Below are 22,028 nucleotides of genomic sequence, written 5' to 3' on the forward strand. Positions count from 1 at the left end.
TGCCGCCCTCAGATCCGAAACCGCCGATGGCTCGACTGCAGCCGCTCGGCGTGGCCGGACAGCAGCTCGCTCTGGTTCTCCAGTTCCTGGCTGATGGAGCGGGACTCCACGCTCTGTTCCCGGACCAGCTCCACTTTCTGGGCGATGTCCTCGGTAGTCACAGAGATTTCCTCCACGGCCACCACCACCTGGTCCATTTCCGCCGTCAGGCTTTGCACCGAGGTCACGATCTGGGTGATGGCGCTGGAGACCTCGTTGGCCTGCTCGGTGGTCTCGCCTGCCGCTTTCACACCGTCTTCCATCTGCCGGTCCATCTGGCCGGTCACCTGATTCAGCTCAGTGATAATGCCGGAAATGTTATTGGTCGCGCTGACGGTTTTCTGGGCCAGGGTCCGGACTTCATCGGCCACCACGGAGAAGCCCCGGCCGGCCTCGCCCGCCCTGGCGGCCTCGATCGCCGCATTCAGGGCCAGCAGGTTGGTCTGTTCAGCGAGCCCGTCAATCACATCGATGATACCGGTGACCTGCTCGCTTGAACGGTTCAGAGACTGCACGTGCTGGTGGGAAGTCTTGATCAGGTCGGACAGTCGGCGCATGGTCGAGACGCTCTGACCAATGGTCGTCTCGCCGTGCTCCGCCGCCTGGTTCGTGCTCTGCATCGACTCGCCCACTTCGGCCGTCCGGCGGGCCACATCGTTGATCGTTACCGAGATCTGCTGGGTTGCCGTGGCCGCCTGCTCGGTCTGCTGTTCGACGGATTCACTGCTGCTGTTCAGCCGCTGCGTTGTCCGGGCCAGTTGTGATCGCACTTCCAGCAGTGCCTCGGTGCTCCGGATCGACTCGCCCAGGAGCTCGCCCATATTTTCAATCATATGGTTGGCAGCGGAACCGAGCCGGTTGAACTCATCATTGGGGTTTCGGCCCAGGGACAGGCGTTGCGTCAGGTCACCTTCTGCCACGTTGGCGAGCAGATTAACCACGGAATTCAGCCGGCGAACCAGCGTGCGGGACATCAGGATCAGCGCCACCATCAGGATCGGGCCAAACACCAGGGCGGAGCCGATACTGGCCGCTTTCGCCACACTTTCAGCATCTTCAGCCGCGGCCATCCGCTCCTGGATCAGGCCGTTCTGCAGTCGTTCATTCTGCTCAAGCACCGCCGCCTGCAACAGGTTGCCGGTTGCCACCAGTGACTGCTCCAGACTGACAATCTCCACCAGCCTGGTCTCTATCTGGCCGAAGGCCGTCCGAAAGTGGTCAACCGCCTCACCAATCACGCTGTCGTTCCAGCCGTAGTCATTCACCAGTTCACTCAGGCTGGCCAGTGCTGTACGGGTTTTGTCGGCTGCCTCCGGATCGCGGGTCTGAACGTACTGCCGGGCATTGCTCACCAGCAGATCGACCGGCTCATCCAGCACGCTGATTGAAAGATTGCTCAATTCCGCAAAGGCCTCTTCCAGCGAACCCCGTATCCCGGAAGCCCTGGAAAACCCCACCGCCTGCAACTGGTCCAGCCACTCGATACGCAGCCGCTCGTAGGAAGCCACATTCTCGGCAATCGATTCGGCACTGGCCAACACACCGGGGTCGTTCAGCGTTTGGGCCTGGACGACCAGCTCACCGGCCATATCGGAAATCGTCGCCAACTCTTCACGAGCCTGGCTGGCCACCTCCCGGTTGATACCTGCCATGTCATTTTCGACGGCGCTCCATTCCAGCAACAACGTGCTGGACAGGTCTTTGTACTCGTAGGCCTGATGAGTGGCGCGATTGGAGGATGAGACCGTTGATAATCCCCAGATGACCACTGCGACCATGCAGGCAAGGCCAATGGGCGTTGCCACCATGAGTGCATTCAATTTCTTCCGCCAGGAGAGATTCAGTTTCATAACCCGCTCACCTTTCTTTCAGACCCACCAGAAAAAAGCCCCGGACACAGTCCGGGGCAAAGTACAGAGCAACAACTCAATAGAAGAACTGCATGGATTCCTGTTTTGACATCAGAAATCGTACATAACCATCGCCTGCAGGCGAACGGCGTCACCGTCCTGGCCATCCACCTGTTCGGCGGTGTGATGACCGGCTTCCAGGCCGTAGGTCACATGGTCAACCGGCGACCAGATGTAGTTCAGGAACGCACTGGCGTATTTCTCGTCAGCCGTACCGGCCACACCACCTTCATCAAAGGCATCGTCCAGATCCGCGACCACCATTCCATAACCGAAGTTAACGGCACCCGGGCCCGCGTTGACGCTGATACTGACACCGCCGCCAGTCGCTTCGATGGTTTCGAGGTTACCCTGGCCATCGACATACGCCGCCTGAGCCGGGCTCAGATAAAGGTAACCACCAATGCCGTCACCGTGGGTGACAGAGCCACGGAGCGTAATTCCGTCGGTCAATTGGGTGTTGGCTTCAAGCATGACACCCCAGGCTGTCGCGGAGTCGTCAGACATGTTCGGGTTGGAGACCGTGCTGCCCTCGGCATCGTATTCCAAGAATCGCGCAAGGCCAGCCACCGCATAGTTCACCGGACCGGCCTGGTCCTGGTAACGCACAGTGAGGTCGGGAATCCGGTGCTTGGTGGTGCTCTCGGAATTGACAATGCCGCCACCCTCGCTCGGATCTTCGGCAGAAACGGAGAACCCGCCGGTGGTGTAACGCAACTGGGACTGACGACCACCGCCCTGACCAAGCGGACCATTGAAATCAACGGTCGGGAACAGGCTCAGGATGTTGCCAAAGTTGGACCAGGTCTGACCGGCCAGCACACCGTTCCAGACACCATAGGCGTGACGCAGACGGAACTCACCGCCGCCGCCGGTGAAACCGCCACCGCCGTAGAAATCCCCTTCAATGTTGGTTTTCAGGACATCGCCGCCCACCATTGTCCTGGTAGTGAAGCCGATGCGGCTCTGGTTGGCACTCATCGTGGTGTGGCCATCCGAGCCGTCTTCATCATCCATGCGGATGTTGCCACGGATAATGGCGTTGTTCAGGTTGGCATCAACATCGTAAATCATGTCGAGTTTGGCGTAGCCGTAGATGTCTACGTCGGTGTCATTGACCTTGAACTCGATGGCGCTCGCCGTCGATGCCATCAACAGGGTGGCGGTTCCAAGGGACAAAGTCGTCAGCGCGCGTTGTGCGTTTCTTTTCATGATATCTCCTCAAGGCAGCCTTGCCGGATGTCCGTTATTTTTGGATTAGGAGGTCAGTCGGCCAGCGAAGGCCAGGCGGGCCCTCGTACGTAGACCTCCTGACTTCCCATTGCTACATATCTGTAGTAATCCCAGAATACACTTGGATGTATTTTTTTCAATACATTTAATGTAACTTTTAATTTCCAAAAATCTGAATCATTAATCAGACAATGCAGACGAAGAGATCGAAGACGGATGCTCAGGCGAAAAAAAACGCCACCCCCAAACGAGAGCAGCGTCTTCAGAAGATCCTGAAAAAGTGACAACTTCTAGCGAATAACACCCTGTTTCTTAAGCTTTTCCAGATAATCACCCCGGTCCGGAAACAGCTCTGACAACACGGCCTGGGTGTGTTCACCCAGCCCCGGGGGTGGTGCGTCGGCATTCAGGGACTGGTCATTGAAGCGAATGGGGTTACTGACCAGATCCACGCTCCCCGCCTCTGCATGAGACAGCTGCATCTTCATGCCCCGGAACTGGACCTGGGGATCCTCAAAGACCTGTTCGATGGTATTGATGGGACCACAGGGCACACCTTCACGCTCCAGCGCCTCGAGCCAGTATGCTGACGGTTTTTCGGCAAGCAGCCTTTCAAGTTGCGGCACCAGAAGCTTGCGGTTCTGTACCCGGCTGCGATTGGTGGCAAAGCGCTCATCGGACGCCAGCAGAGGCACGCCTGCCACTTCGCAGAAGCGCTGGAACTGGCCATCGTTCCCGACCGCCAGAATGATGTGGCCATCGGCGGTGGCGAACGCCTGGTACGGCACAATATTGGGATGGGAATTGCCCATCCGCTTCGGCGACTGGCCTGAGGTGAGGTAGTTCATGGCCTGATTGGCCAGCATGCTGACCTGCACATCCATCAGCGCGATATCAATCCAGGCGCCTTCACCGGTCTGGTTCCGGCCCAGCAGCGCAGACAGAATAGACGTGGCCGCGTACATACCGGTAAACAGATCCACAACGGCAACACCGACTTTCATCGGCTCTGCGCCCGGCTCGCCATCCGGGCGGCCGGTGATGTCCATCAGCCCGCCCATGCCCTGCAGCAGGAAATCGTAGCCGGCGCGCTTGGAGTAGGGGCCGTTCTGCCCGAAACCGGTGATGGAGCAGTAGATCAGGTCCGGCTTGACCTCTTTGAGGCTCTCATAGTCCAGTCCGTAGCGCTTCAGCCCGCCCACCTTGAAGTTCTCCAGCACCACATCGCAGCTGCTGACCAGCTCGCGAATCAGGGCCTGGCCTTCCATCTGGGCGATATCCACAGCGATGGAGCGCTTGCCCCGGTTGGCCGACAGATAATAGGCCGCATCCTGAGTGCCGTCGAGATAGGGAGGCCCCCAGCCACGGGTATCGTCCCCCCGCTCGGGATGCTCCACCTTGATCACGTCCGCACCCATATCCGCCAGATGCTGGGTGCACCAGGGGCCTGCCAGGATCCGGGACAGGTCCAGCACCCGAATGCCCGCCAATGGCTTATTCATCGTGGTCCTCCAGGCGGGGCGGGGCCCCGCTTTCCTGCACCGTGATCAGAAGAACGCCTGAAGGCCGGTTTGCGCCCGGCCCAGGATCAGGGCATGGACGTCGTGAGTGCCTTCGTAGGTGTTCACGGTTTCCAGATTCACCATATGGCGCATCACACCAAATTCATCGGAGATTCCGTTACCACCGTGCATGTCACGGGCAAGGCGTGCCACATCCAGGGCCTTGCCACAGCTGTTGCGTTTGATCAGCGATACCATCTCCGGCGTCCAGTTATCCTCATCCATCAGTCGGCCCACCTGCAGGGTGGACTGGAAAGCCAGGGCAATTTCAGTCTGCATGTTGGCCAGCTTGAGCTGGATCAGCTGATTGGCGGCCAGCGGGCGACCGAACTGTTTGCGGTCGAGGGTGTATTGGCGGGCGGCGTGCCAGCAGAACTCTGCAGCACCCAGTGCGCCCCAGGCGATGCCGTAACGGGCCTTGTTCAGACAGCCAAACGGACCTTTCAGGCCGCTGACGTTGGGCAGCAGATTTTCCTCGGGAACAAAGGCTTCATCCAGAACGATCTCGCCAGTGATGGAGGCTCGCAGGCTCAGCTTGCCTTCGATTTTCGGCGTGGTGAAACCATCCGTGCCCCGCTCCACGATGAACCCGCGGATCTTGCCTTCGTGCGCCTCGGATTTGGCCCAGACCACGGCAATGTCGGCAATCGGGCTGTTGGTGATCCACATTTTCTGCCCACTCAGCAGATAACCACCATCCACTTTCTTGGCACGGGTGTTCATGGACCCCGGATCGGACCCGTGATCCGGTTCGGTCAGGCCGAAACAGCCCACCATTTCGCCACTGGCCAGCTTGGGCAAAAACTTCATTTTCTGCTCTTCGGAGCCGTAGGCTTCAATCGGATACATCACCAGTGATGACTGTACACTCATTGCGGAACGGTATCCGGAGTCGACCCGTTCCACTTCCCGGGCAATCAGGCCATAGGCAACGTGGTTGAGTCCGGCGCCGCCGTATTGCTCAGCAACCGTCGCGCCCAGCAGGCCCATCTCGCCCATTTCGGAGAGAATCTCGCGGTCAAAACGCTCTTCACGATAGGCGCTCAGAACCCTTGGTTGAAGCTTCTGCTGGCAGTAGGCCCGCGCGGCTTCGCTGATCTGCCGCTCTTCGCTGCTCAGCTGCTGGCTCAGCAGGAGCGGATCTTCCCAGTTAAAGCCGGATGAATGTGCCATATCAAATCTCCAACGAATGCGTCGTGTTCATCAAGTCTCAGCCACGGCCGCCCGCAGCTGTCCAGAAAAGCTTTAAAGCAATTTATGCTAATAAATATAATAATTCAACCGAGTCGTAAAAAAAACTATCCTGTGCCAGAATGGCGTTTTCCACAGGAGACCACCAAACCCGATGAAAGATCAGAACTTACGTATCCCGAAACGGGTCAAGCGCTCGGACCAGATCGTCGATTCGGTCAAACGCTGGGTGGCGCTGAACCGGATGCAGCCGGGTGATCGCCTGCCCAATGAGCGCGAGCTCATGGAGCAGTTCGAGTGCTCAAAGGGAACCGTTCGGGAGGCGCTCAAGTCGTTGGAGGTACAGGGTCTGGTTTCCATTCGCACGGGGCCCAATGGCGGGGCGGTACTGGCCAGAGTGCCCTACGGGAAAGCCAGTGAACTGCTGCGGAATTTCCTGCATTTCGAGCAGCCGTCCGGGCCGGAAATCTATGCCCTGAGAACGCTCGTTGAGCCGGAGATTGCCGCGCTTGCCACTCCGCGCCTCACCGACGAGGACTTGGCAACATTAAGAGAGCTTGTCGCCCGCTGCGAGGTGGATCCGGTAACCTTCGATGAGCGCATAGACCAGCGCATTGCCGAACTGGACTTTCACGTACTGCTGGCGCAACGGTGCGGCAATGCCATGCTGTCCTTCATTGGGCGGTTCGTGAACGACATGATCCGGGATCTGGTCATCTTCAAGAAGTCTGCGCTGCCGGAGCAGCGGGAATTTTCCTGCGCCAACCTGGGCTTTCACAAGCAACTGCTGGAAGCGTTCGAGCAAAAGGATGCTCAAGCGTCCCGTCACCTTATGAAAGAGCACATGCTGTCGGCCGAGCACTTCAACCGGGAGCTTGAAGGCCAGCTCAACCAGCACTTCCTGGGCGGCGACCCGCGCCCGTAAGCCCTGACACGCCGCCGTCACCGGCGAAGTGTCAGGAATTCCCTCCTGCCCACTACCCCACAGACAGGCCCGGCAGCCAGGTCACGATGCCCGGGAACATCACCATCACGCCCACCAGAATCAGTGAACAGATGATGTAGGGGATCGAGGCCATGTAGATCTCCCGCATGGTGGTACCAGCAGGCGCCACGCCCTTCATCACAAACAGGTTCAGACCCAGCGGCGGCGTTGAGAACCCGACCTCCAGGGCCACCAGCGTGATGATCGCAAACCAGATCTGGTCGAAGCCCAGGGACTGCGCCAACGGGAAGAAGAACGGCACGGTGATCATCATGATGGAAATGGCTTCCATAAAAGTGCCCAGGGCCAGCAGGACCAGGAACATCGCCAGCAGCATCAGCAATGGTGACAGATCAAAGCTGATCGCCCACTGGATCAGGCCACTGGACGCGCCGGAAAAGGCCAGCAACTGACTGAAGGTAGCCGAACCGAAGACGATCAGGTAGGCCATCAGCGTCACCTTAAGCGCGCCAATCACCGACTGCTTGAAGCTGTCGACAGACAGGCCTTTGAAGATGGCCGCCAGCACAATAATGCCCAATGCGCCGAAAGCAGCGGATTCCGACGGCGTGGCAAAGCCGGTCAGCATCATCACCACGATCATCACGATGATGCTGAGCATGGGCATGATGTCCCGGGCAAAGATCTTGAGTTTCTGCGCCAGCGGGACCGAGTCCACGTCATAAGCGGGTGCAGCATCCGGATCCAGACGGGTCTTCAGCCAGATGGTACCGACGTACAGTGCTGCCAACAGCAGCCCGGGGATAATACCGCCAATCAGCACATCGCCAATATCGATCTTGGCAAGCGTCGCCAGCAGTACCGCGATGGCAGAAGGCGGAATAATGATCGCCAGCCCGCCGGTGCCCAGAATGGGGCCGATGGACATGTACCGCTTATAGCCCCGGCGCTCCATTTCCGGAACCAGCAGCGAGCCCAGCAGCGCCGTCGACCCCATGGATGAACCACTCAGGGTAGAAAAGGCGGTACCACCGACAACCGTCACATAGGACAGGCGCCCCGGAACCCGGCCCATCAACTGGTCGATGGCATTGAACATGCGCATGCCCAGGCCGGTCCGGAAGAACAGTTCCCCCATCAGCAGAAACAGCGGAATGGGTACAAGCCCGAAGGACGACAGGGACCCGAAGCCGTTATTGAGGATCTGGATCAGGCCGGAATTTCCACCCATGAACACCCAGGCGCCAACCAGGTTCGCACCGATGAACGCGAACGCCACGGGGGCGCCAATCAACATCAGAACCAGAACCACAGACAGCAGGAACAGCAACGCCTCATACCAGACCATGTCAGAGGCCTCCCTGGGTCGTGGCGCTGTGAAACAGTTCTTTGGAGAACACAAAACGGGCGAACTCAATGCCCATCAAGGCAAAACTGATCGGGTAAACGATGGTAAAAATCCACATTGGAATAAAATAGGTCCGCACGTCGTAATCGCCGCCCTGGATATTGGCCGTCACCAGCTCAAGCCCTTTCCAGGCCAGCACAAAGGCAATGACGGCGCAGATCAACATGACCAGTCGCGACATGAGGCTCAGCAGGGCGGGCGGCAAATGGACAATCACGATTTCCACAAACACGTGGCCCTTTTCCCGCACCAGCCAGGGCGCGCCCAGCAGCGTGAGGTAAAACATTGAATATTCGGTCGAGGTGAACAGCCAGGCTGGCGGCTGGCCACCAAAGTTGCGTATGAGGACCGAAGCCACGACAGCAACCATCAACCACACCAGCATCAATCCGGAGATCACCGCAAAGGCATCCACCAGCCGGTCGTAGAGTCGAATGAACGAAGACATGGGACTACTCGTCATCAGGATGGGGAACAGCCCGGCCGAAGCCGGGCATTGTGTCGCTATTGGGCAGCCGGGTCATTGAACAGTTCGACGAGGGCATCGTAGTTTTCAAGACCATCCGGGTGCTGTTCCATACGCTCCCGCATCCGGTTGAGGGAAGCCTCTTTGGCGGCCTTCAGGTACTTGTCTGCCGCTTCGTCAGACAGTTTGACCGGCGTCATGCCATTTTCCTCCAGCTCGGCCTGCTGCTCGGCAGCAACCTCGGCAAACGACTCGGCACTGGAGCGCTCGTGCTCAATGGCCACACTCTGGAGAATGTCCTTGGCTTCGTCGGTCAGCTCGTTCCAGCTGTCCAGGTTGACGATCACGCCCATGTCGGTGGAGTAGAACGCCGGGTCGATCCGGTAGTTCAGGAACTTGTCCCAGTTCAGATCCTGCATACCGATCTGGGTCCAGCCGGTGGCGTCCACAATGCTGCGCTCCAGCGCTGAATACACGTCGGTGGTCGGCAGGCTGATCGGCTGCGCCTTCAGGTAGTCGGTAAAGAACGCGTCGTAGACCGGGTTGCTGCGCAGGCGGATACCGGACATATCCAGGCTGCCATCGTCGTTGAGGGTGGGCTCATTGATGGTGTAGAGGTTGTAGTTAACCCCGCTGTCGAACCACCCCAGATAATACACACCCATTTTGTCCTGGTGAATCTGGTTCAGCAGATCAATACCACCGGACTCACGGGCGTATACAGCGTTGGTGTTGGAGGAGATCAGGGCATCCCGCTCAGGCACCTTGCCGGAGTAGAAGCTGGCGGCGGTGTAGGCCATATCAACGACACCATTACGAACGGCGTCCGGCTGCTGGGGCAGACCGATCACCTCGGGACCACCCAGCACGCGGATCTGGACCACACCTTCACCCGCCTCATTAACCTTGTCCACAAACTCCAGAAAACTCTGGGAGTAGATGAGGGATGAAGGGAAAGCGTGTACTGCCTTGATTTCCTGGACCGCAGATGCGTTTGCGGCGAACAACATGGAAAGACCGGCAGTGAATGCAAGACTGTGTTTTTTCATGGCAACCTCGTTGTGCGTTTCTTTTTGGATCGTTTTTTCTCTCAAGGCAGTCCCGTGCCTGTGCTACCCCAGCCAGGGATAGCGGTTTTTATAGTTCGTCCTGAATTGTTCGATTTCCGGCGTTCTCGCCAGGGTCAGATCGATGTCATCCCAGCCGTTGAGCAGCTTGAGCTTCCAGGTCGGGTTGATATCGAAACTGACGGTCTGTTCCCCCAGAGAAATGCACTGGTTCTGCAGGTCAATGGTTATTGTGGCCGGCTGCTCTGCCATGGCCTCCAGCAGCCGTTCGCAATCCTGCTCTGAAACCAGGGCCGGCAGCAGGCCGTTGTTGACTGAGTTCGAGGCGAAGATGTCCCCGAAACTCGGTGCAATTACACAGCGGAAGCCATGATCCACCAACGCGTAGACCGCAGCTTCACGGGAGGAGCCCGCACCGAAATTGCGGCGGGCAACCAGCACTTCGGATGACGCCGCTTCCGGTCGGTTGAGCATGAAATCCAGCGGCTCGCCGCTGCTGTCGAAGCGCATATCATGCAGCAGGAAGGCGCCGTAACCGTTGGGCTTGCGGGGTTCCTTCATAAACCGCGCGGGAATCAACTGATCGGTATCCACATTCTCCAGTGGCAGGGGCAGTGCAACAGCAGAAAACTGATTCATCGGTTCCATGGTGTTTTACCCCCGCAAGGCTCGAATGTCGGTGAGATGGCCGGTCAGTGCCGCGGCGGCAACCATGGCCGGCGACATGAGATGGGTACGGGCGCCAGGGCCCTGACGGCCCTTGAAGTTCCGGTTGGTGGTTGAGGCGCAGCGCTCACCACTGGCAACCAGGTCCCCGTTCATACCCACGCACATGGAACAGCCGGATTCACGCCATTCCAGGCCGGCGTCGACAAACACCCGATCCAGCCCTTCGGCCTCTGCCTTCGCTTTCACCAGGGTTGAACCGGGGGATACGATGCCCGGCACCCTGCAGTTTTTACCGCGAAGCACACTGGCGGCGGCACGCAGGTCTTCCAGACGGGCATTGGTACAGGAGCCAATAAACACCCGGTCGACGGTCACATCTTCCAGCTTCTGGCCAGGCTTGAGCCCCATGTAGTCCAGGCTGTCCCGGATCTGCCGGGCCTTCGAGGGTGAGGTCTCATTTGCCGGATCCGGTACCATCGAATCAATGGGCAGGGCCTCTTCCGGTGATACACCCCAGGTCACGATCGGCGCGATGTCCTCGCCACGCAGGGCCACCTCCCGGTCGAATTGCGCATCCTCATCAGTAAAGAGCGTGCGCCAGTAGGCCTCTGCCTGCGCCAGCGCCTCTCCCTTCGGGGCGTAGGGGCGACCGCGTACGTATTCGATGGTTTTCTCATCCGGCGCAATCATGCCGCAGCGCCCACCGCCTTCGATGGAGAGGTTGCACAGTGTCAGCCGCGCCTCAACGCTCAGGCCCCGAATCACACTGCCGGCGTACTCGATGGCGTAGCCACGGGCGCCGTCCGCACCCAGTCGGGAAATCCAGGCCAGCGCAATGTCTTTTGCCGATACGCCCGGCGCCAACTGCCCGTCAATGGTGATACGCATCCGCTTGGGCTTGGTTTGCCACAGGGTCTGGGTGGCGAGGACGTGGGCCACTTCGGAAGCCCCGATACCAAAGGCCAGCGCGCCCAGTGCACCGTGGGTCGATGTATGACTGTCACCACACACCATCAGAAGACCCGGCTGGGTAATGCCCTGCTCGGGGCCGACCACATGAACGATGCCCTGGCGGGGATCATCAAGCCCGATCAGTTCAACGCCGTGCTTGCGCGTGTTATCGACCAGTTGCTCAATAACACTTCGGACTTTTGGTTGAACCGCAATCAGGTTCCGGGCATTGGTGGGCACATAGTGATCGGCGATACCGATCGTGCATTCCGGATGGCGGACCGGCATATCACGCTCAGCCAGCTTGTTGAAGGCGTGGAACGACCCTTCATGGGCCAGGTGCCGGTCAACCCACAGCAGGCTCTGGCCTTCGTCATTCCGGCAGACCTCATGGGCCTGCCAAACCTTGTCAAACAGTGTCTTACCGGCCATCGCGCCACTCTCATTCAACGTCTTTTTTGTTCGGGACAATAGCCGCCACCAAGGACAACCCCTGTCTCATGCCAAACCATTCAAATGTATTATTTTCAATACAACTGAAGGTATAACACCTTTTTAGACGATGTCAAACACTGACGAGAACCGGACATAACACTGTCATGGGCGTCTGCTACTGGCTTTCAGGCGCCAGGGGCTGCCAGTAACGATCATCGGCATCACCGGCACGGCACAGATCAATCTCGATCCGGTAACGGTCCGGACGATAGAGCGCGTGCAGGTGTTCAACGCCCCGACCATCGACGTCGTAAACCACACGGGTCAGAGAAATCAGGGGGGACCCGACCGCCACATCGAGCGCCTCCGCCACGTCTTTCGTTGCCAGGGTAGCGGAAATGGTCTGGGCGGCATGATCAAGCCGGACACCACTGCGCTCAAGCAGGGAATACAGGGGCGTGCTACCGAGATCCTCTTCGTTGTAGGAGAGTGCGATTCGCTCCGGCACATGCGTTGTCAGGTAGGAGAAGGGCTTGTCCTCGGCCAGACGAACCCGGACGGAAAGCTGGGTCCGCTCTCCCTCTTCCAGGCGCAGTCGCTCTCTTACCCCATCCTGGGGATAGCCATAGCCAAATTCCAGCAGGCGGACGCGGGAACTCTCCCCCATCTTGACGATGTTGGGCAAAAGGTTCGACACACTCGCCGTCATCACCGTGGCACCCACGGGGCGCTCACAGACCAGAGTCCCCACGCCCGGCTTGCGCATGATGAGCCCTTCTTCCATCAGTGCTTCCAGCGCCCTGCGCACCGTCACCCGGCTGACCCGGTGCTCTTCGGCAAGCTTCAGTTCACCCGACAGCTTGGTGCCAGGGGCCATCCGGCCGCTGGTAATTGCATCCTTAAGCAGGAGAAAAAGCTGGTGGGACTTGGTACCGCCAGGCCCGTTCCTCTGAAGCTGTGTTGCCATGATGACTCCCTCGCAGCACCGATGGCCATTACTTGACAGCGCATCGGTATGGCACATATAAATGTATTATTAATAGTACAAGTAAGCGGTCATACCAAGGCGGCTCACCTGTCTTCAATGTCAAAGAGGACTGAAACATGCCGATGTTACAGGTCAACCTGCTATCCGGCTATAGCGGCCAGCTAAAGAACCGTCTGTCCCGGGCGCTGACCTCGGTTCTGGCCGGTATCACCCAGGCCAAACCGGAAGCGATCACGGTCTGGCTGCATGAGTTTGACCCGGACTGCTATAGCCGAGGGGGCGAATCGCGCACACCGGGGCAGGAGATGGGGGCGCCGGAGTCAATTGTCCTTGACTACCTGACAGCGATGGAAAATCGGGATCTGGACACCGCCCGGAAGCATCTCGCCGACGATTTTGTGATGACATTTCCCGGCAGCGGCGAACTCGGGTCACTGGAACAACTGGTGGCCTGGTCAAAAGGCCGGTACCGGTACGTACAAAAGACCATCAGCACCGTGGATGTTGCCTACGGCATGGATGACATCACGGTTTTTGTGCTGGGCACCCTGCGGGGCGAATGGCCGGATGGCACCGAATTCGAAGGCGTACGTTTTATTGATCGCTTCGTGATGCACGCAGACCGCCTGGTTCGCCAGGACGTCTGGAACGATCTGGCGATAGCCGCCTCTTCTTAAACAACCGATAGCCACCAAGCCTGATAAGCCGGTGGTTTCACCTACTGTTAAAAGTGAGCATGGAATTTATGACCAAGTCAGCCAGTGATATGGCGTCAAAGACATTCAAAGACCGTCTGTCCGGCCCGGACATCGTTGTGGCGCCCGGCATCTATGATGCGCTGAGCGCGTCCCTGGCAGAACAGGCCGGATTCGACACGGCCTATCTGTCCGGGGCCAGCCTGGCCTACACCAAACTCGGGCGTCCCGATATCGGGCTGATGAGCCTGACCGAAGTCAACGATTCCCTCGCCCACATCCGTGAGCGCTCCGACATCAATATCGTGGTCGACTGCGATACCGGTTTTGGTAACGCACTGAATGTTATGCGCAGTGTCCGCCTGCTGGAGCGCTCCGGTGCCAACGCCATTCAGCTCGAGGACCAGACCTACCCGAAACGCTGCGGCCACCTGCGCGGCAAGAGCCTGGTCAGCCAGGGCGAGATGGTCGGCAAGATCAAAGCCGCCCTGGATGCCCGCCACAGCGACCAGACCCTGATCATCGGGCGCACCGATGCGATTGCCACCGAAGGTGTCGACAAGGCACTGGAGCGGGCCCAGTCCTATTATGAAGCCGGGGCGGATGTCCTGTTCGTGGAAGGCATTCGCTCGGCGGAACAGGTGGAAAAGGTCATGAGCCGGTTCCGGGGCAAGGTGCCTGTCATGGCCAACATGGTCGAGGGTGGTGACACACCGCTACAGGACGCCCAAACCCTGAACGAGCTGGGTTTCTCCATGGTGATTTTCCCGGGCGCCCTGGTTCGCGCGTTTACTCACATGGCCTCTCAGTTTTTCAATACACTGAAAACCGACGGTACCACCGACAACTTCCGTGACCGTATGCTGGACTTCAAGCAGCTGAACGATTATCTCGGCACCCAGTCACTGCTGGAAATGGGCCAGCAGTACGAAGACCGTTCACGCTAGAGCGCACACAACCCCATTTCAGGAGACGCACGATGATTACCACTGACAAAACTGCCAAGCAGATCTTCCACGAGGTGATGGAGAATCCCCAGCGGGTTCCGTTCGGCTTCGGCAAAAAAGCGGTACTGGTCAATGTAGACCCCCAGAAGGCCTACACCCGGACCGACCTGTACAAGACCGCCTACGAGACCGATCCCCGCCAGCTGGAATACACCAACGAGCTGGCCAAACGGTTCCGCGAGCTTGGCTGGCCCGTGGTCTGGACTCACGTCGCCTTCCTGGATTCGGCAGAGGATGCTGGCGTCTGGGGCACCCGGACCGATACTCCGGACTCCCTTCAGAACATCAAGTACGGCTCTGACCGGGCAGCGTTCGATGAGCGGGCCGAGATCGATTACGCCCGGGACGTGGTGTACACCAAGCGCATGCCCTCAGCCTTCTTTGAAACCCCGCTGCAGTCGCTGCTGGTCTGGCATCAGGTCGACACCGTGATTGTCACTGGCGGCTCCACATCGGGCTGCATCCGGGCGACCGCTGTCGAGAGCCTTTCCCGGGGGTATCGCACCATCGTTCCCGAAGAATGCGTGGCCGACAAACACGAAAGCTATCACTTCGCCAACCTGACCGACCTGCACCTCAAGTACGCGGATGTCATGAAGGTTCAGAGCGTATTTGACTGGCTGGATGACCAGATCGCCAAGCAGGACTGAAGGGGGCACCAGAGATGAAAGAGAGTCTCGGCGTATATGACTACTGGCCGTACCACAACCGGCCGAAGATCGAGTGGCCGAACGGTGCCCGGGTGGCGCTGTGGGTGGCCCCGAACATCGAGTTCTACGAACTGGATCCGCCAGCCAACCCTCACCGCAAGGCCTGGCCGCAGCCGAGCCCGGCGCTGCCGGGCTACACCATCCGTGACTATGGCAACCGGGTGGGTCACCGGCGCCAGATGGACCTGCTCGACAAGTACGGAATCCGCGGCTCTGTTTCGCTGTCTGTGGCACTGTGCGAGCACCATCCGGAGATCATCGATAGGGTCTGCGAGCGTGGCTGGGAACTGTTCAGCCATGGCATTTACAACACCCGCTACACCTACGGCCTGAGCGAAGAACAGGAAATGGAGATGATCCGGGACTCCATCGAGACCATCTACCGGCACAGCGGCCAGAAATGTGCCGGCTATCTGGCCCCGGCCCTGTCCCATTCCGAACGGACGCTGGACCTGTTCGCCGAAGCCGGCAGTGATCTGTTTGGTGACGACGCCGGTTTCTATACCTGCGACCTGTTCCATGATGACCAGCCCACGCCCGTGCGCGTGCGTAACGGCAAACGTTTCATCTCGGTGCCCTACTCACTGGAGATGAACGACACCATTGTCTACGCCGTCAACAAGGTCGAACCCCGCCACTACGGCACCATGCTCAAGCGGCATTTCGACCGTCTGTACGAAGAGGGTAAGGAATCCGGCACCGTCATGTGTATTCCGACCCACAACTATCAGGTGAGCTGCCCCCACCGCATGAAGGCGTTCGAGGAGGCGCTGGAGTACATCACCGGCCACAGCGATGTCTGGCTGGCTACCGGCCGGGAGATTGCCGAGCACTATCTGACTCATTCCTATGATGCCGCGCTCGAGGACATCAAGCGCAAGAACGGAGGTGTTCAATGAGCCTCGACAAAGACTACCTGGAATACCCGAAGCGCGGCTATGGCCACGACCACGACCGGTACGAGTGGAGCATGCTGGCTGACCGGCCGGCCGTGAGCTGGCCCGGCGACAAGCAACTGGCAGTCTGGATCAACACGTCCCTGCAGTTCTACCCGTTGAACCAGCAGGGCAAACCGTTCAAGGTTCCCAACGGCATGACCATGCCCTACCCGGACCTGCGCCACTTCACCCTGCGTGACTACGGCAACCGGGTGGGCATCTACCGGTGCCTGAAAGCGTTTGAGCGTTATGGCATCCGGCCCACCTTTGCCATCAACAGCCAACTGGCCAAAGACACGCCCTACCTGCTGGACCAGTTGCAGGCCACCGGCGGGGAATTTATCTGCCACGGCTGGAACATGGATCACCTGCACTACGGCGGGCAGGACCGGGACGAGGAAGCGGAACTGGTTCAGCGCTCGGTGGACACCCTGCGCAGCCTGGTGGACAGCCCCGTGCGCGGCTGGCTCAGCCCCGCCAAGAACGAAAGCTGGAACACGCCGGATCTGCTGACAGAGAACGGCATCGAGTACTGTTGCGACTGGGTGAATGATGACATGCCCTACGGTTTTCGTACCGACCATGGTCCGCTGACCATGATGCCCCTGACCACCGAGATCGAGGACCAGTTCGTGATCGGCCAGAACCTGCACTCCGAGGATGCCTGGGTGGAGCAGGTCAAGGATGCCTTCGACTTTCTCCTCAATGAAGCCCGCAACCAGGGCGGCCGCATGCTGGCACTGAACATCCACCCCTGGATGATCGGACAGCCGCACCGGATCGCCAGCCTGGAAGCGGTGCTGGAGTACATCACCGGTCACAGCGAGATCTGGCAGGCAACAGCCGGCGACATCGTCGATGCCTTCAACGCCCAGTCCGGCAAGGGAAACTGAGCCATGGCCATGGTTTCCCTCGACGGCGCAGACATTGAGTATGAGCTGACCATACCACTGGTCATTGTCGGTGGCGGCGCCTGCGGCCTGGTCGCAGGCCTTGCCGCGCTCTCCCGGGGCGTGGAGGCGGTGGTGCTGGAACGTGACAGCACACCCCGGGGCAGCACCTTCATGTCCTCCGGGTTCGTGCCGGCGGCCGGCACACGCTTCCAGAGAGCGCTCGGCATTGCAGACTCTCCGGCCATCATGGCCAACGACATCCTGACCAAGAATGAGCGACAGGCCGACCCGGACATCGTGGCCGCTCTGGCCGGCGCCTCCGCCGAAGTGATCGAATGGCTGGCCGATGAACACGGTATACCCTTCGAACTGGTTCAGGGCTTTCTGTACCCGGGCCATAGCCAGATGCGGATGCACTGCACGCCTCGGCGGACCGGCGAAGAACTCATGGCCTGCCTGCTGAACGCGGCCGAGAGCGCGGGCCTGCCAGTGCTGACCGAAGCGAAGGTGACCACCCTGCATGCGGACCAAGAACGCCGGATTCGCGGCGTGTCCTACCAACGGCCGGACGGTTCCACCGAGCAGCTCGGTTGCGACGCCCTGATACTGGCCTGCAATGGCTACGGCGGCAATCCGGACCTGATTGCAGAACACGTCCCGGAGATGGCCAGCGCGCTCTACTACGGCCACGAAGGCAATCAGGGCGAGGCCGTACTCTGGGGCCAGTCCCTGGACGCCAGCCTGAAAGACATGGCCGCCTATCAGGGCCACGGCTCCCTCGCCTGGCCCCACCAGACCCTGATCTCCTGGGCCGTGATGATGCAGGGCGGCATTCAGCTGAATCTCGAGGGGCGCCGGTTCTCAAATGAGCATGGGGGCTATTCGGAGCAGGCCGCCAGGGTTCTGGGGCAACCCGAAGGCATTGCCTTCAACGTGTTCGATGGCCGGATTCACGCCCAGTGCCTGCAGTTCGAGGACTATCGCAACGCCGAGAGTACCGGTGCGGTCAAAACCTTCGAAACACTGGACGCACTGGCCGACGGGCTGGACCTGCCGCCTGAGGCAGTCCGGGACACCTTCCGTGAAATTCAGGCCCTGCAGGAAACCGGCGAAGCCGACCGGTTCGGACGACGGTTCGCGCCGGAGCTGGCACTGTCAGCGCCCTACTACGCGATACGGGTGACCGGTGCGCTCTTCCACACCCAGGGCGGTCTGGAAGTGACAACCGACGGCCGGGTACTGGACCGTGACAGCCAGCCCTTCCCGAATCTGTATGCCGGTGGCGGTGCCGCCCGGGGCGTTTCGGGGGCCGGTAACAGTGGCTATATGTCCGGAAACGGACTGTTAAGTGCTGTGGTCATGGGCGCTCTGGCTGGCCGCGCGGCTGCCAATCAGTGCGCGTGACCCATCACCCTGCTTTGTTCAAGGGATCCTGACCCGCCCGGCTCGGGATCCCCCTCTTCCAAACTGATCACGATCAACCCCATCACTGGCAACGGCACTTCCTGCTGGCGGTCCGGGCATTCTTCTGCCATCTTATGCGGCTTAAAACAATTACCCATCCAAACTGTCCCATGATCCACGGTTTGGGACTGTCTTTCGCATTCTGAGGCTGACATCAACTGGGACGATGCATGTTTGAATTTATGAATGACCTGTTAAGAGCGGGCCGACACTCGCGCTATTTCAACCATACACGAAGTTACAGCCTGTTCTCCCGGGTGCGCACCATTGCCTGGATTCTCGTGGTGCTTCAGACAGCCTGGATCGCAGTGGACTGGTTGCTTTTGCCTGAAGGCATCAGCAGCACCATCGCCTACGGCCGGATCACCGCCAGTGCCTGTTGCCTGGTGCTCGCCCTGTGGTTCAGCCACCCCTACCGGATCGAGGCGTCACTCATCCGTCTGCTGTTGCTGGTACTGGTACTGACCGTGTTCCAGACCTGGAGCAACTGGGTGCTCATCCATGCCGGGTTTGAATCCGAACTGGCGGGCTACGCGTTCTTCCCCTTCATGATCATCACCATGCTGGCAATCTTCCCCCTGACCATACTGGAGGTCCTGGGCTTCGCCGCCTTTGTCATTCTGGTTGAACTCGTGTCCCAGCTCTGGAACGGCAAGTTCGGGCTGGTCAGTGGCCTGAATGATCTCTGGCTGCTGGCGCTGCTTGGCTGCATTGCCGGCTGGGCCTCGGTCAATCAGCTTAGCATGTTGCTGGTCATGCACCGCCAGGCCACCCGCGACCCGCTCACCGGCCTGGCCAACCGGCGCCAGGTGATGGAGCAGTTGGACAGCGATATCAGTGAATCCCTGGAAGGTGGTCAACCGCTGTCGGTATTGCTGTTCGATCTGGACAAGTTCAAGAGTTTCAACGACAACCATGGCCATGCTGCCGGCGACCTGGTGCTGAAACAGTTTGCCCGCATTCTCAAGGAAAACGCCAAACGCAAAGTGGACCTGGCCGGCCGTTTTGGCGGTGAGGAATTCCTGATGGTGCTGCCCGGCATGGGCGAAGCAGAGGCCAGCCGGGTGGCTGATGCCGTACGCGCCGGCTGCCATAAAACCAGCCTCAAGGTCCCGACCGGTGAGCAGGTCAGCTTTACCACCAGTATCGGCATCGCGGTGCTGGGGGATCAGGATGAAGACCGTACCCGCCTGCTCCAGCGTGCCGACGAAGCGCTCTATGCTGCCAAGGACGGGGGCCGGGACCGCTACGTAGTGGCACCAGCCGAGGGGGCTATCGTCTAGGCCGGCGCCCGGGCCGGCTCTTCCTCCGGCTCAAACTCACTGAAGGCCATATCCAGCGACTCCGGCCCGGCCTGCATCAAGGGCTCAAAATGCGCGGCTCCGGTGGTCAGATCACTGACGTGGCGGCGCCGGTACAGGGTATAGCCCGCCAGCCCGACCAGAGTCAGGGCAATATAGCCAGGCAGCGCATGGTTGCCCAGCACCCCCATCAGGGTCCCGGCAAGCACCGGGGCAATGGCGCAGCCGGCCCCGTGGAGCATCAGCATGGCTGCAGAACCTGAGATGATCTCTTCGGGCGGCAACTGGTCCACCAGCTGCGCCACCGCCAGCGGATACAGGGTAAAAGCCAGCCCGCCCCAGACAAAGAACAGCGCCATCAATGCCGGCGGATAGCTCGCAAAGGGCATGGCAGCGGCACTAACCGCTGCCAGCACCAGAATCCAGTTCAACACCCGGGCCCGGTCATGACGGTCGGAAAAACGCCCCACCGGTATCTGGAAAACCGCACCACCGATGATGGTCAGGCTCATGACCATGGCGACACCGGCATTATCAAAACCCAGTTTCACCACATAGACCGGGGCCATGCCCCAGAAAGCGCCCATGGCCAGCCCCGACAGCAAGGCCGTCACGATCGGCAGCGGTGTATGCCGGGCCAGTTCCCGCAGGTTGGCCCAGGCCCGCTCCGGCACCACCGGTTCCGGTTTGCTGGTCAGAGTGATAGGCAGCAGGGCCCAACAGATGAGCACCGTCACCACCACAAACAGGACGGCTCCCTCAGTACTGCCGATCCTCAGAATCTGCTGCGCCAGCGCCAGAGCCCCCAGGTTGATCGCCATGTAGATGGCAAAGATCCGGCCACGCTCCGAGGCAGCAGACTGACTGTTCAGCCAGCTTTCAATCACCGTAATCAGGGTGATGTAGGCCAGGCCATAGACAAACCGGAGCAGGACCCAGACCCAGGGGTCAATGAAGACCAGGTGCAGCAGTGCGGCGCTTGCACAAATGGCAGCGCAGAAGGCAAATGTTCGAATATGGCGCATGCGCCGGATCAGATGACGCCCAGCCCAGGAGCCACAGATGAAGCCGGCGAAATAGCTGGACATGATCAGCCCGAGGAAGGGCGTGGAAATCCCCTCCGCCGTGCCCCGCAAGGCCAGCAGCGTATTGATCAGGCCATTGCCCAACAGCAGCAGGGCCACACTGATAAGAATGGAACGGATGGGTGCCAGTACCGACAGAGCTCGCATGAGGGATTCTCCGGAAACAAGTCCCTGTCGGATGCTGCATAAAACGGACCAGACCGGTTTTCAGGCCGCTCTCAGAACAGGCGGGTTCCGTCTTCCACCGGGCTATCCGGCCCAACCAGGGTGACTGCTCCGCTCTGGGTCTGAACCCCCGTCACCAGACATTCGGACAAAAACGGGCCAATCTGTTTCGGCGGGAAATTGGTCACCGCCAGCACCTGCTTCCCGACCAGTTGCTCCTGGCTGTAGAGATCGGTGATCTGGGCACTGGATTTACGCATCCCTATCTCCGGGCCGAAATACACCATCAGCTTGTAGGCCGGCTTTCTGGCTTCTGGAAACGCCATGACCTCATGGATGGTGCCCACCCGGATCTCCACCTTTTCGAAATCTTCCCAACGAATCATGCGGTTTCGCCTCCCGTTTCTGGTTCAGACGCAAGGCTATCGCGGGATCACACAGCCGGCTTTCAGATTCCGGCGGGGCTGTTGCGGTTTTCGGCGGAAGTGGCCTTTTGCCCGCATCAGGCGGCAGAGGTCTGTCGTTGTTCGCAGGGAACCTCCAGACGCACCCGGCCCCCGTCCAGCAAAACCGGATAACGTTTGACCTGGACCGACTCATCTTCAAGGCAACGCCCCGTGCGCAGGCTGAAGTGCTGCTTGTAAAGCGGCGAGGCCACAACCGGTTCGCCCTTCAGATCCCCGGTAATGCCCCGGGCCAGCACGTTCGCGCCACTGATCGGATCGTGATGGCTGATGGCAAACAGCGCGGGCAGCCGGTGCGGCAAATAGAACACCGCCACCGGCCCGTCCTCGGTCCACACGGCGATGCCGGATTCCGGCACCAGGTCATCCACGGTGCAAACGGCGTCCCAACGGGTTGGTGCTTTCATGATGTTTCTCCTGATCTCAATCTGTTTTTTTACA

General features: G+C 59.6%; 21 protein-coding genes. 8 read left to right on the forward strand and 13 right to left on the reverse strand.

The window, feature by feature from the left end; translation table 11 throughout:
* Positions 1-8: 8 nt before the first annotated feature.
* From HNR38_RS07025 to HNR38_RS07040, 4 genes are all read right to left on the reverse strand, one after another.
* Positions 9-1,889, reverse strand: coding sequence for a methyl-accepting chemotaxis protein (locus HNR38_RS07025; protein ID WP_183701244.1), 1,881 nt, complete (start codon positions 1,887-1,889; stop codon positions 9-11).
* A 111-nt stretch (positions 1,890-2,000) separates the two neighbouring features.
* Complete coding sequence (locus HNR38_RS07030; protein WP_183701247.1) at positions 2,001-3,161, reverse strand: DcaP family trimeric outer membrane transporter; 1,161 nt, start codon at positions 3,159-3,161, stop codon at positions 2,001-2,003.
* 311 nt (positions 3,162-3,472) lie between these two features.
* Entirely contained in the window at positions 3,473-4,684 is a 1,212-nt protein-coding gene (locus HNR38_RS07035) for a CaiB/BaiF CoA transferase family protein (protein ID WP_183701251.1), read from the reverse strand.
* Positions 4,685-4,729: 45 nt separating this feature from the next.
* Complete coding sequence (locus HNR38_RS07040; RefSeq protein ID WP_183701254.1) at positions 4,730-5,917, reverse strand: acyl-CoA dehydrogenase; 1,188 nt, start codon at positions 5,915-5,917, stop codon at positions 4,730-4,732.
* A gap of 172 nt (positions 5,918-6,089) precedes the next feature.
* Here HNR38_RS07040 and HNR38_RS07045 point away from each other — a divergent pair, with 172 nt between their 5' ends.
* On the forward strand, positions 6,090-6,860 hold the full coding sequence (locus tag HNR38_RS07045; protein ID WP_183701257.1) for a FadR/GntR family transcriptional regulator: 771 nt from the start codon (positions 6,090-6,092) through the stop codon (positions 6,858-6,860).
* 52 nt (positions 6,861-6,912) lie between these two features.
* Here HNR38_RS07045 and HNR38_RS07050 read toward each other — a convergent pair whose 3' ends face one another.
* From HNR38_RS07050 to HNR38_RS07075, 6 genes are all read right to left on the reverse strand, one after another.
* Complete coding sequence (locus HNR38_RS07050) at positions 6,913-8,229, reverse strand: TRAP transporter large permease (protein ID WP_183701260.1); 1,317 nt, start codon at positions 8,227-8,229, stop codon at positions 6,913-6,915.
* A gap of 1 nt (position 8,230) precedes the next feature.
* The gene (locus tag HNR38_RS07055) at positions 8,231-8,737 is read right to left on the reverse strand and encodes a TRAP transporter small permease (RefSeq protein WP_183701263.1); all 507 of its coding nucleotides are present in this window, start codon (positions 8,735-8,737) and stop codon (positions 8,231-8,233) included.
* Between the two features lie 56 nt (positions 8,738-8,793).
* Positions 8,794-9,804: a TRAP transporter substrate-binding protein DctP gene (gene dctP, locus HNR38_RS07060; protein ID WP_183701266.1), complete on the reverse strand. Its 1,011-nt coding sequence runs from the start codon at positions 9,802-9,804 to the stop codon at positions 8,794-8,796.
* A gap of 63 nt (positions 9,805-9,867) precedes the next feature.
* Positions 9,868-10,470 (reverse strand): 3-isopropylmalate dehydratase small subunit, encoded by a 603-nt coding sequence (gene leuD, locus HNR38_RS07065; RefSeq protein ID WP_183701269.1) that lies wholly within the window; start codon positions 10,468-10,470, stop codon positions 9,868-9,870.
* 6 nt (positions 10,471-10,476) lie between these two features.
* Positions 10,477-11,874 (reverse strand): 3-isopropylmalate dehydratase large subunit, encoded by a 1,398-nt coding sequence (gene leuC / locus HNR38_RS07070; protein ID WP_183701273.1) that lies wholly within the window; start codon positions 11,872-11,874, stop codon positions 10,477-10,479.
* A 178-nt stretch (positions 11,875-12,052) separates the two neighbouring features.
* The gene (locus tag HNR38_RS07075; RefSeq protein ID WP_183701276.1) at positions 12,053-12,844 is read right to left on the reverse strand and encodes a GntR family transcriptional regulator; all 792 of its coding nucleotides are present in this window, start codon (positions 12,842-12,844) and stop codon (positions 12,053-12,055) included.
* Positions 12,845-12,981: 137 nt separating this feature from the next.
* On the opposite strand from HNR38_RS07075, the gene HNR38_RS07080 reads away from it, so the two are divergent.
* From HNR38_RS07080 to HNR38_RS07110, 7 genes are all read left to right on the forward strand, one after another.
* Complete coding sequence (locus HNR38_RS07080; RefSeq protein WP_183701279.1) at positions 12,982-13,542, forward strand: tautomerase family protein; 561 nt, start codon at positions 12,982-12,984, stop codon at positions 13,540-13,542.
* 68 nt (positions 13,543-13,610) lie between these two features.
* Complete coding sequence (locus HNR38_RS07085) at positions 13,611-14,507, forward strand: isocitrate lyase/PEP mutase family protein (protein ID WP_183701282.1); 897 nt, start codon at positions 13,611-13,613, stop codon at positions 14,505-14,507.
* 32 nt (positions 14,508-14,539) lie between these two features.
* On the forward strand, positions 14,540-15,217 hold the full coding sequence (locus tag HNR38_RS07090) for an isochorismatase family protein (RefSeq protein ID WP_183701285.1): 678 nt from the start codon (positions 14,540-14,542) through the stop codon (positions 15,215-15,217).
* 14 nt (positions 15,218-15,231) lie between these two features.
* Positions 15,232-16,176 (forward strand): polysaccharide deacetylase family protein, encoded by a 945-nt coding sequence (locus HNR38_RS07095; RefSeq protein WP_183701288.1) that lies wholly within the window; start codon positions 15,232-15,234, stop codon positions 16,174-16,176.
* Complete coding sequence (locus tag HNR38_RS07100) at positions 16,173-17,108, forward strand: polysaccharide deacetylase family protein (RefSeq protein ID WP_183701291.1); 936 nt, start codon at positions 16,173-16,175, stop codon at positions 17,106-17,108. The genes HNR38_RS07095 and HNR38_RS07100 overlap by 4 nt, the downstream gene beginning before the upstream one ends.
* Positions 17,109-17,111: 3 nt before the next feature.
* Complete coding sequence (locus HNR38_RS07105) at positions 17,112-18,512, forward strand: FAD-dependent oxidoreductase (protein WP_183701294.1); 1,401 nt, start codon at positions 17,112-17,114, stop codon at positions 18,510-18,512.
* A gap of 230 nt (positions 18,513-18,742) precedes the next feature.
* Positions 18,743-19,855, forward strand: coding sequence for a GGDEF domain-containing protein (locus HNR38_RS07110; protein WP_183701296.1), 1,113 nt, complete (start codon positions 18,743-18,745; stop codon positions 19,853-19,855).
* On the opposite strand, the gene HNR38_RS07115 is transcribed toward HNR38_RS07110, so the two are convergent.
* From HNR38_RS07115 to nirD, 3 genes are all read right to left on the reverse strand, one after another.
* Positions 19,852-21,105, reverse strand: coding sequence for an MFS transporter (locus HNR38_RS07115; RefSeq protein ID WP_183701299.1), 1,254 nt, complete (start codon positions 21,103-21,105; stop codon positions 19,852-19,854). The two genes, HNR38_RS07110 and HNR38_RS07115, sit on opposite strands and share 4 nt — an antisense overlap.
* Positions 21,106-21,176: 71 nt before the next feature.
* A complete protein-coding gene (locus HNR38_RS07120; RefSeq protein WP_183701303.1) occupies positions 21,177-21,509 on the reverse strand; it encodes a tRNA-binding protein in 333 nt (110 codons plus the stop codon).
* Between the two features lie 116 nt (positions 21,510-21,625).
* Positions 21,626-21,994, reverse strand: coding sequence for a nitrite reductase small subunit NirD (nirD, locus tag HNR38_RS07125; protein ID WP_183701306.1), 369 nt, complete (start codon positions 21,992-21,994; stop codon positions 21,626-21,628).
* Between the last annotated feature and the right edge of the window lie 34 nt (positions 21,995-22,028).

Origin of the sequence: Marinobacter oulmenensis, assembly GCF_014201735.1 — a bacterium.
Lineage (GTDB): Bacteria > Pseudomonadota > Gammaproteobacteria > Pseudomonadales > Oleiphilaceae > Marinobacter > Marinobacter oulmenensis.

Excerpts from the sequence above, each read along its gene's own strand:
- HNR38_RS07090 (WP_183701285.1), top strand. The coding sequence starts at position 14,540 with ATGATTACCACTGACAAAACTGCCAAGCAGATCTTCCACGAGGTGATG.
- HNR38_RS07120 (WP_183701303.1), bottom strand. The coding sequence starts at position 21,509 with ATGATTCGTTGGGAAGATTTCGAAAAGGTGGAGATCCGGGTGGGCACC.
- HNR38_RS07050 (WP_183701260.1), bottom strand. The coding sequence starts at position 8,229 with ATGGTCTGGTATGAGGCGTTGCTGTTCCTGCTGTCTGTGGTTCTGGTT.
- leuC (WP_183701273.1), bottom strand. The coding sequence starts at position 11,874 with ATGGCCGGTAAGACACTGTTTGACAAGGTTTGGCAGGCCCATGAGGTC.
- HNR38_RS07115 (WP_183701299.1), bottom strand. The coding sequence starts at position 21,105 with ATGCGAGCTCTGTCGGTACTGGCACCCATCCGTTCCATTCTTATCAGT.
- HNR38_RS07045 (WP_183701257.1), top strand. The coding sequence starts at position 6,090 with ATGAAAGATCAGAACTTACGTATCCCGAAACGGGTCAAGCGCTCGGAC.
- HNR38_RS07040 (WP_183701254.1), bottom strand. The coding sequence starts at position 5,917 with ATGGCACATTCATCCGGCTTTAACTGGGAAGATCCGCTCCTGCTGAGC.
- HNR38_RS07100 (WP_183701291.1), top strand. The coding sequence starts at position 16,173 with ATGAGCCTCGACAAAGACTACCTGGAATACCCGAAGCGCGGCTATGGC.
- HNR38_RS07055 (WP_183701263.1), bottom strand. The coding sequence starts at position 8,737 with ATGTCTTCGTTCATTCGACTCTACGACCGGCTGGTGGATGCCTTTGCG.
- nirD (WP_183701306.1), bottom strand. The coding sequence starts at position 21,994 with ATGAAAGCACCAACCCGTTGGGACGCCGTTTGCACCGTGGATGACCTG.
- leuD (WP_183701269.1), bottom strand. The coding sequence starts at position 10,470 with ATGGAACCGATGAATCAGTTTTCTGCTGTTGCACTGCCCCTGCCACTG.
- HNR38_RS07110 (WP_183701296.1), top strand. The coding sequence starts at position 18,743 with ATGTTTGAATTTATGAATGACCTGTTAAGAGCGGGCCGACACTCGCGC.
- HNR38_RS07080 (WP_183701279.1), top strand. The coding sequence starts at position 12,982 with ATGCCGATGTTACAGGTCAACCTGCTATCCGGCTATAGCGGCCAGCTA.
- HNR38_RS07095 (WP_183701288.1), top strand. The coding sequence starts at position 15,232 with ATGAAAGAGAGTCTCGGCGTATATGACTACTGGCCGTACCACAACCGG.
- dctP (WP_183701266.1), bottom strand. The coding sequence starts at position 9,804 with ATGAAAAAACACAGTCTTGCATTCACTGCCGGTCTTTCCATGTTGTTC.
- HNR38_RS07035 (WP_183701251.1), bottom strand. The coding sequence starts at position 4,684 with ATGAATAAGCCATTGGCGGGCATTCGGGTGCTGGACCTGTCCCGGATC.
- HNR38_RS07105 (WP_183701294.1), top strand. The coding sequence starts at position 17,112 with ATGGCCATGGTTTCCCTCGACGGCGCAGACATTGAGTATGAGCTGACC.
- HNR38_RS07075 (WP_183701276.1), bottom strand. The coding sequence starts at position 12,844 with ATGGCAACACAGCTTCAGAGGAACGGGCCTGGCGGTACCAAGTCCCAC.
- HNR38_RS07030 (WP_183701247.1), bottom strand. The coding sequence starts at position 3,161 with ATGAAAAGAAACGCACAACGCGCGCTGACGACTTTGTCCCTTGGAACC.
- HNR38_RS07025 (WP_183701244.1), bottom strand. The coding sequence starts at position 1,889 with ATGAAACTGAATCTCTCCTGGCGGAAGAAATTGAATGCACTCATGGTG.
- HNR38_RS07085 (WP_183701282.1), top strand. The coding sequence starts at position 13,611 with ATGACCAAGTCAGCCAGTGATATGGCGTCAAAGACATTCAAAGACCGT.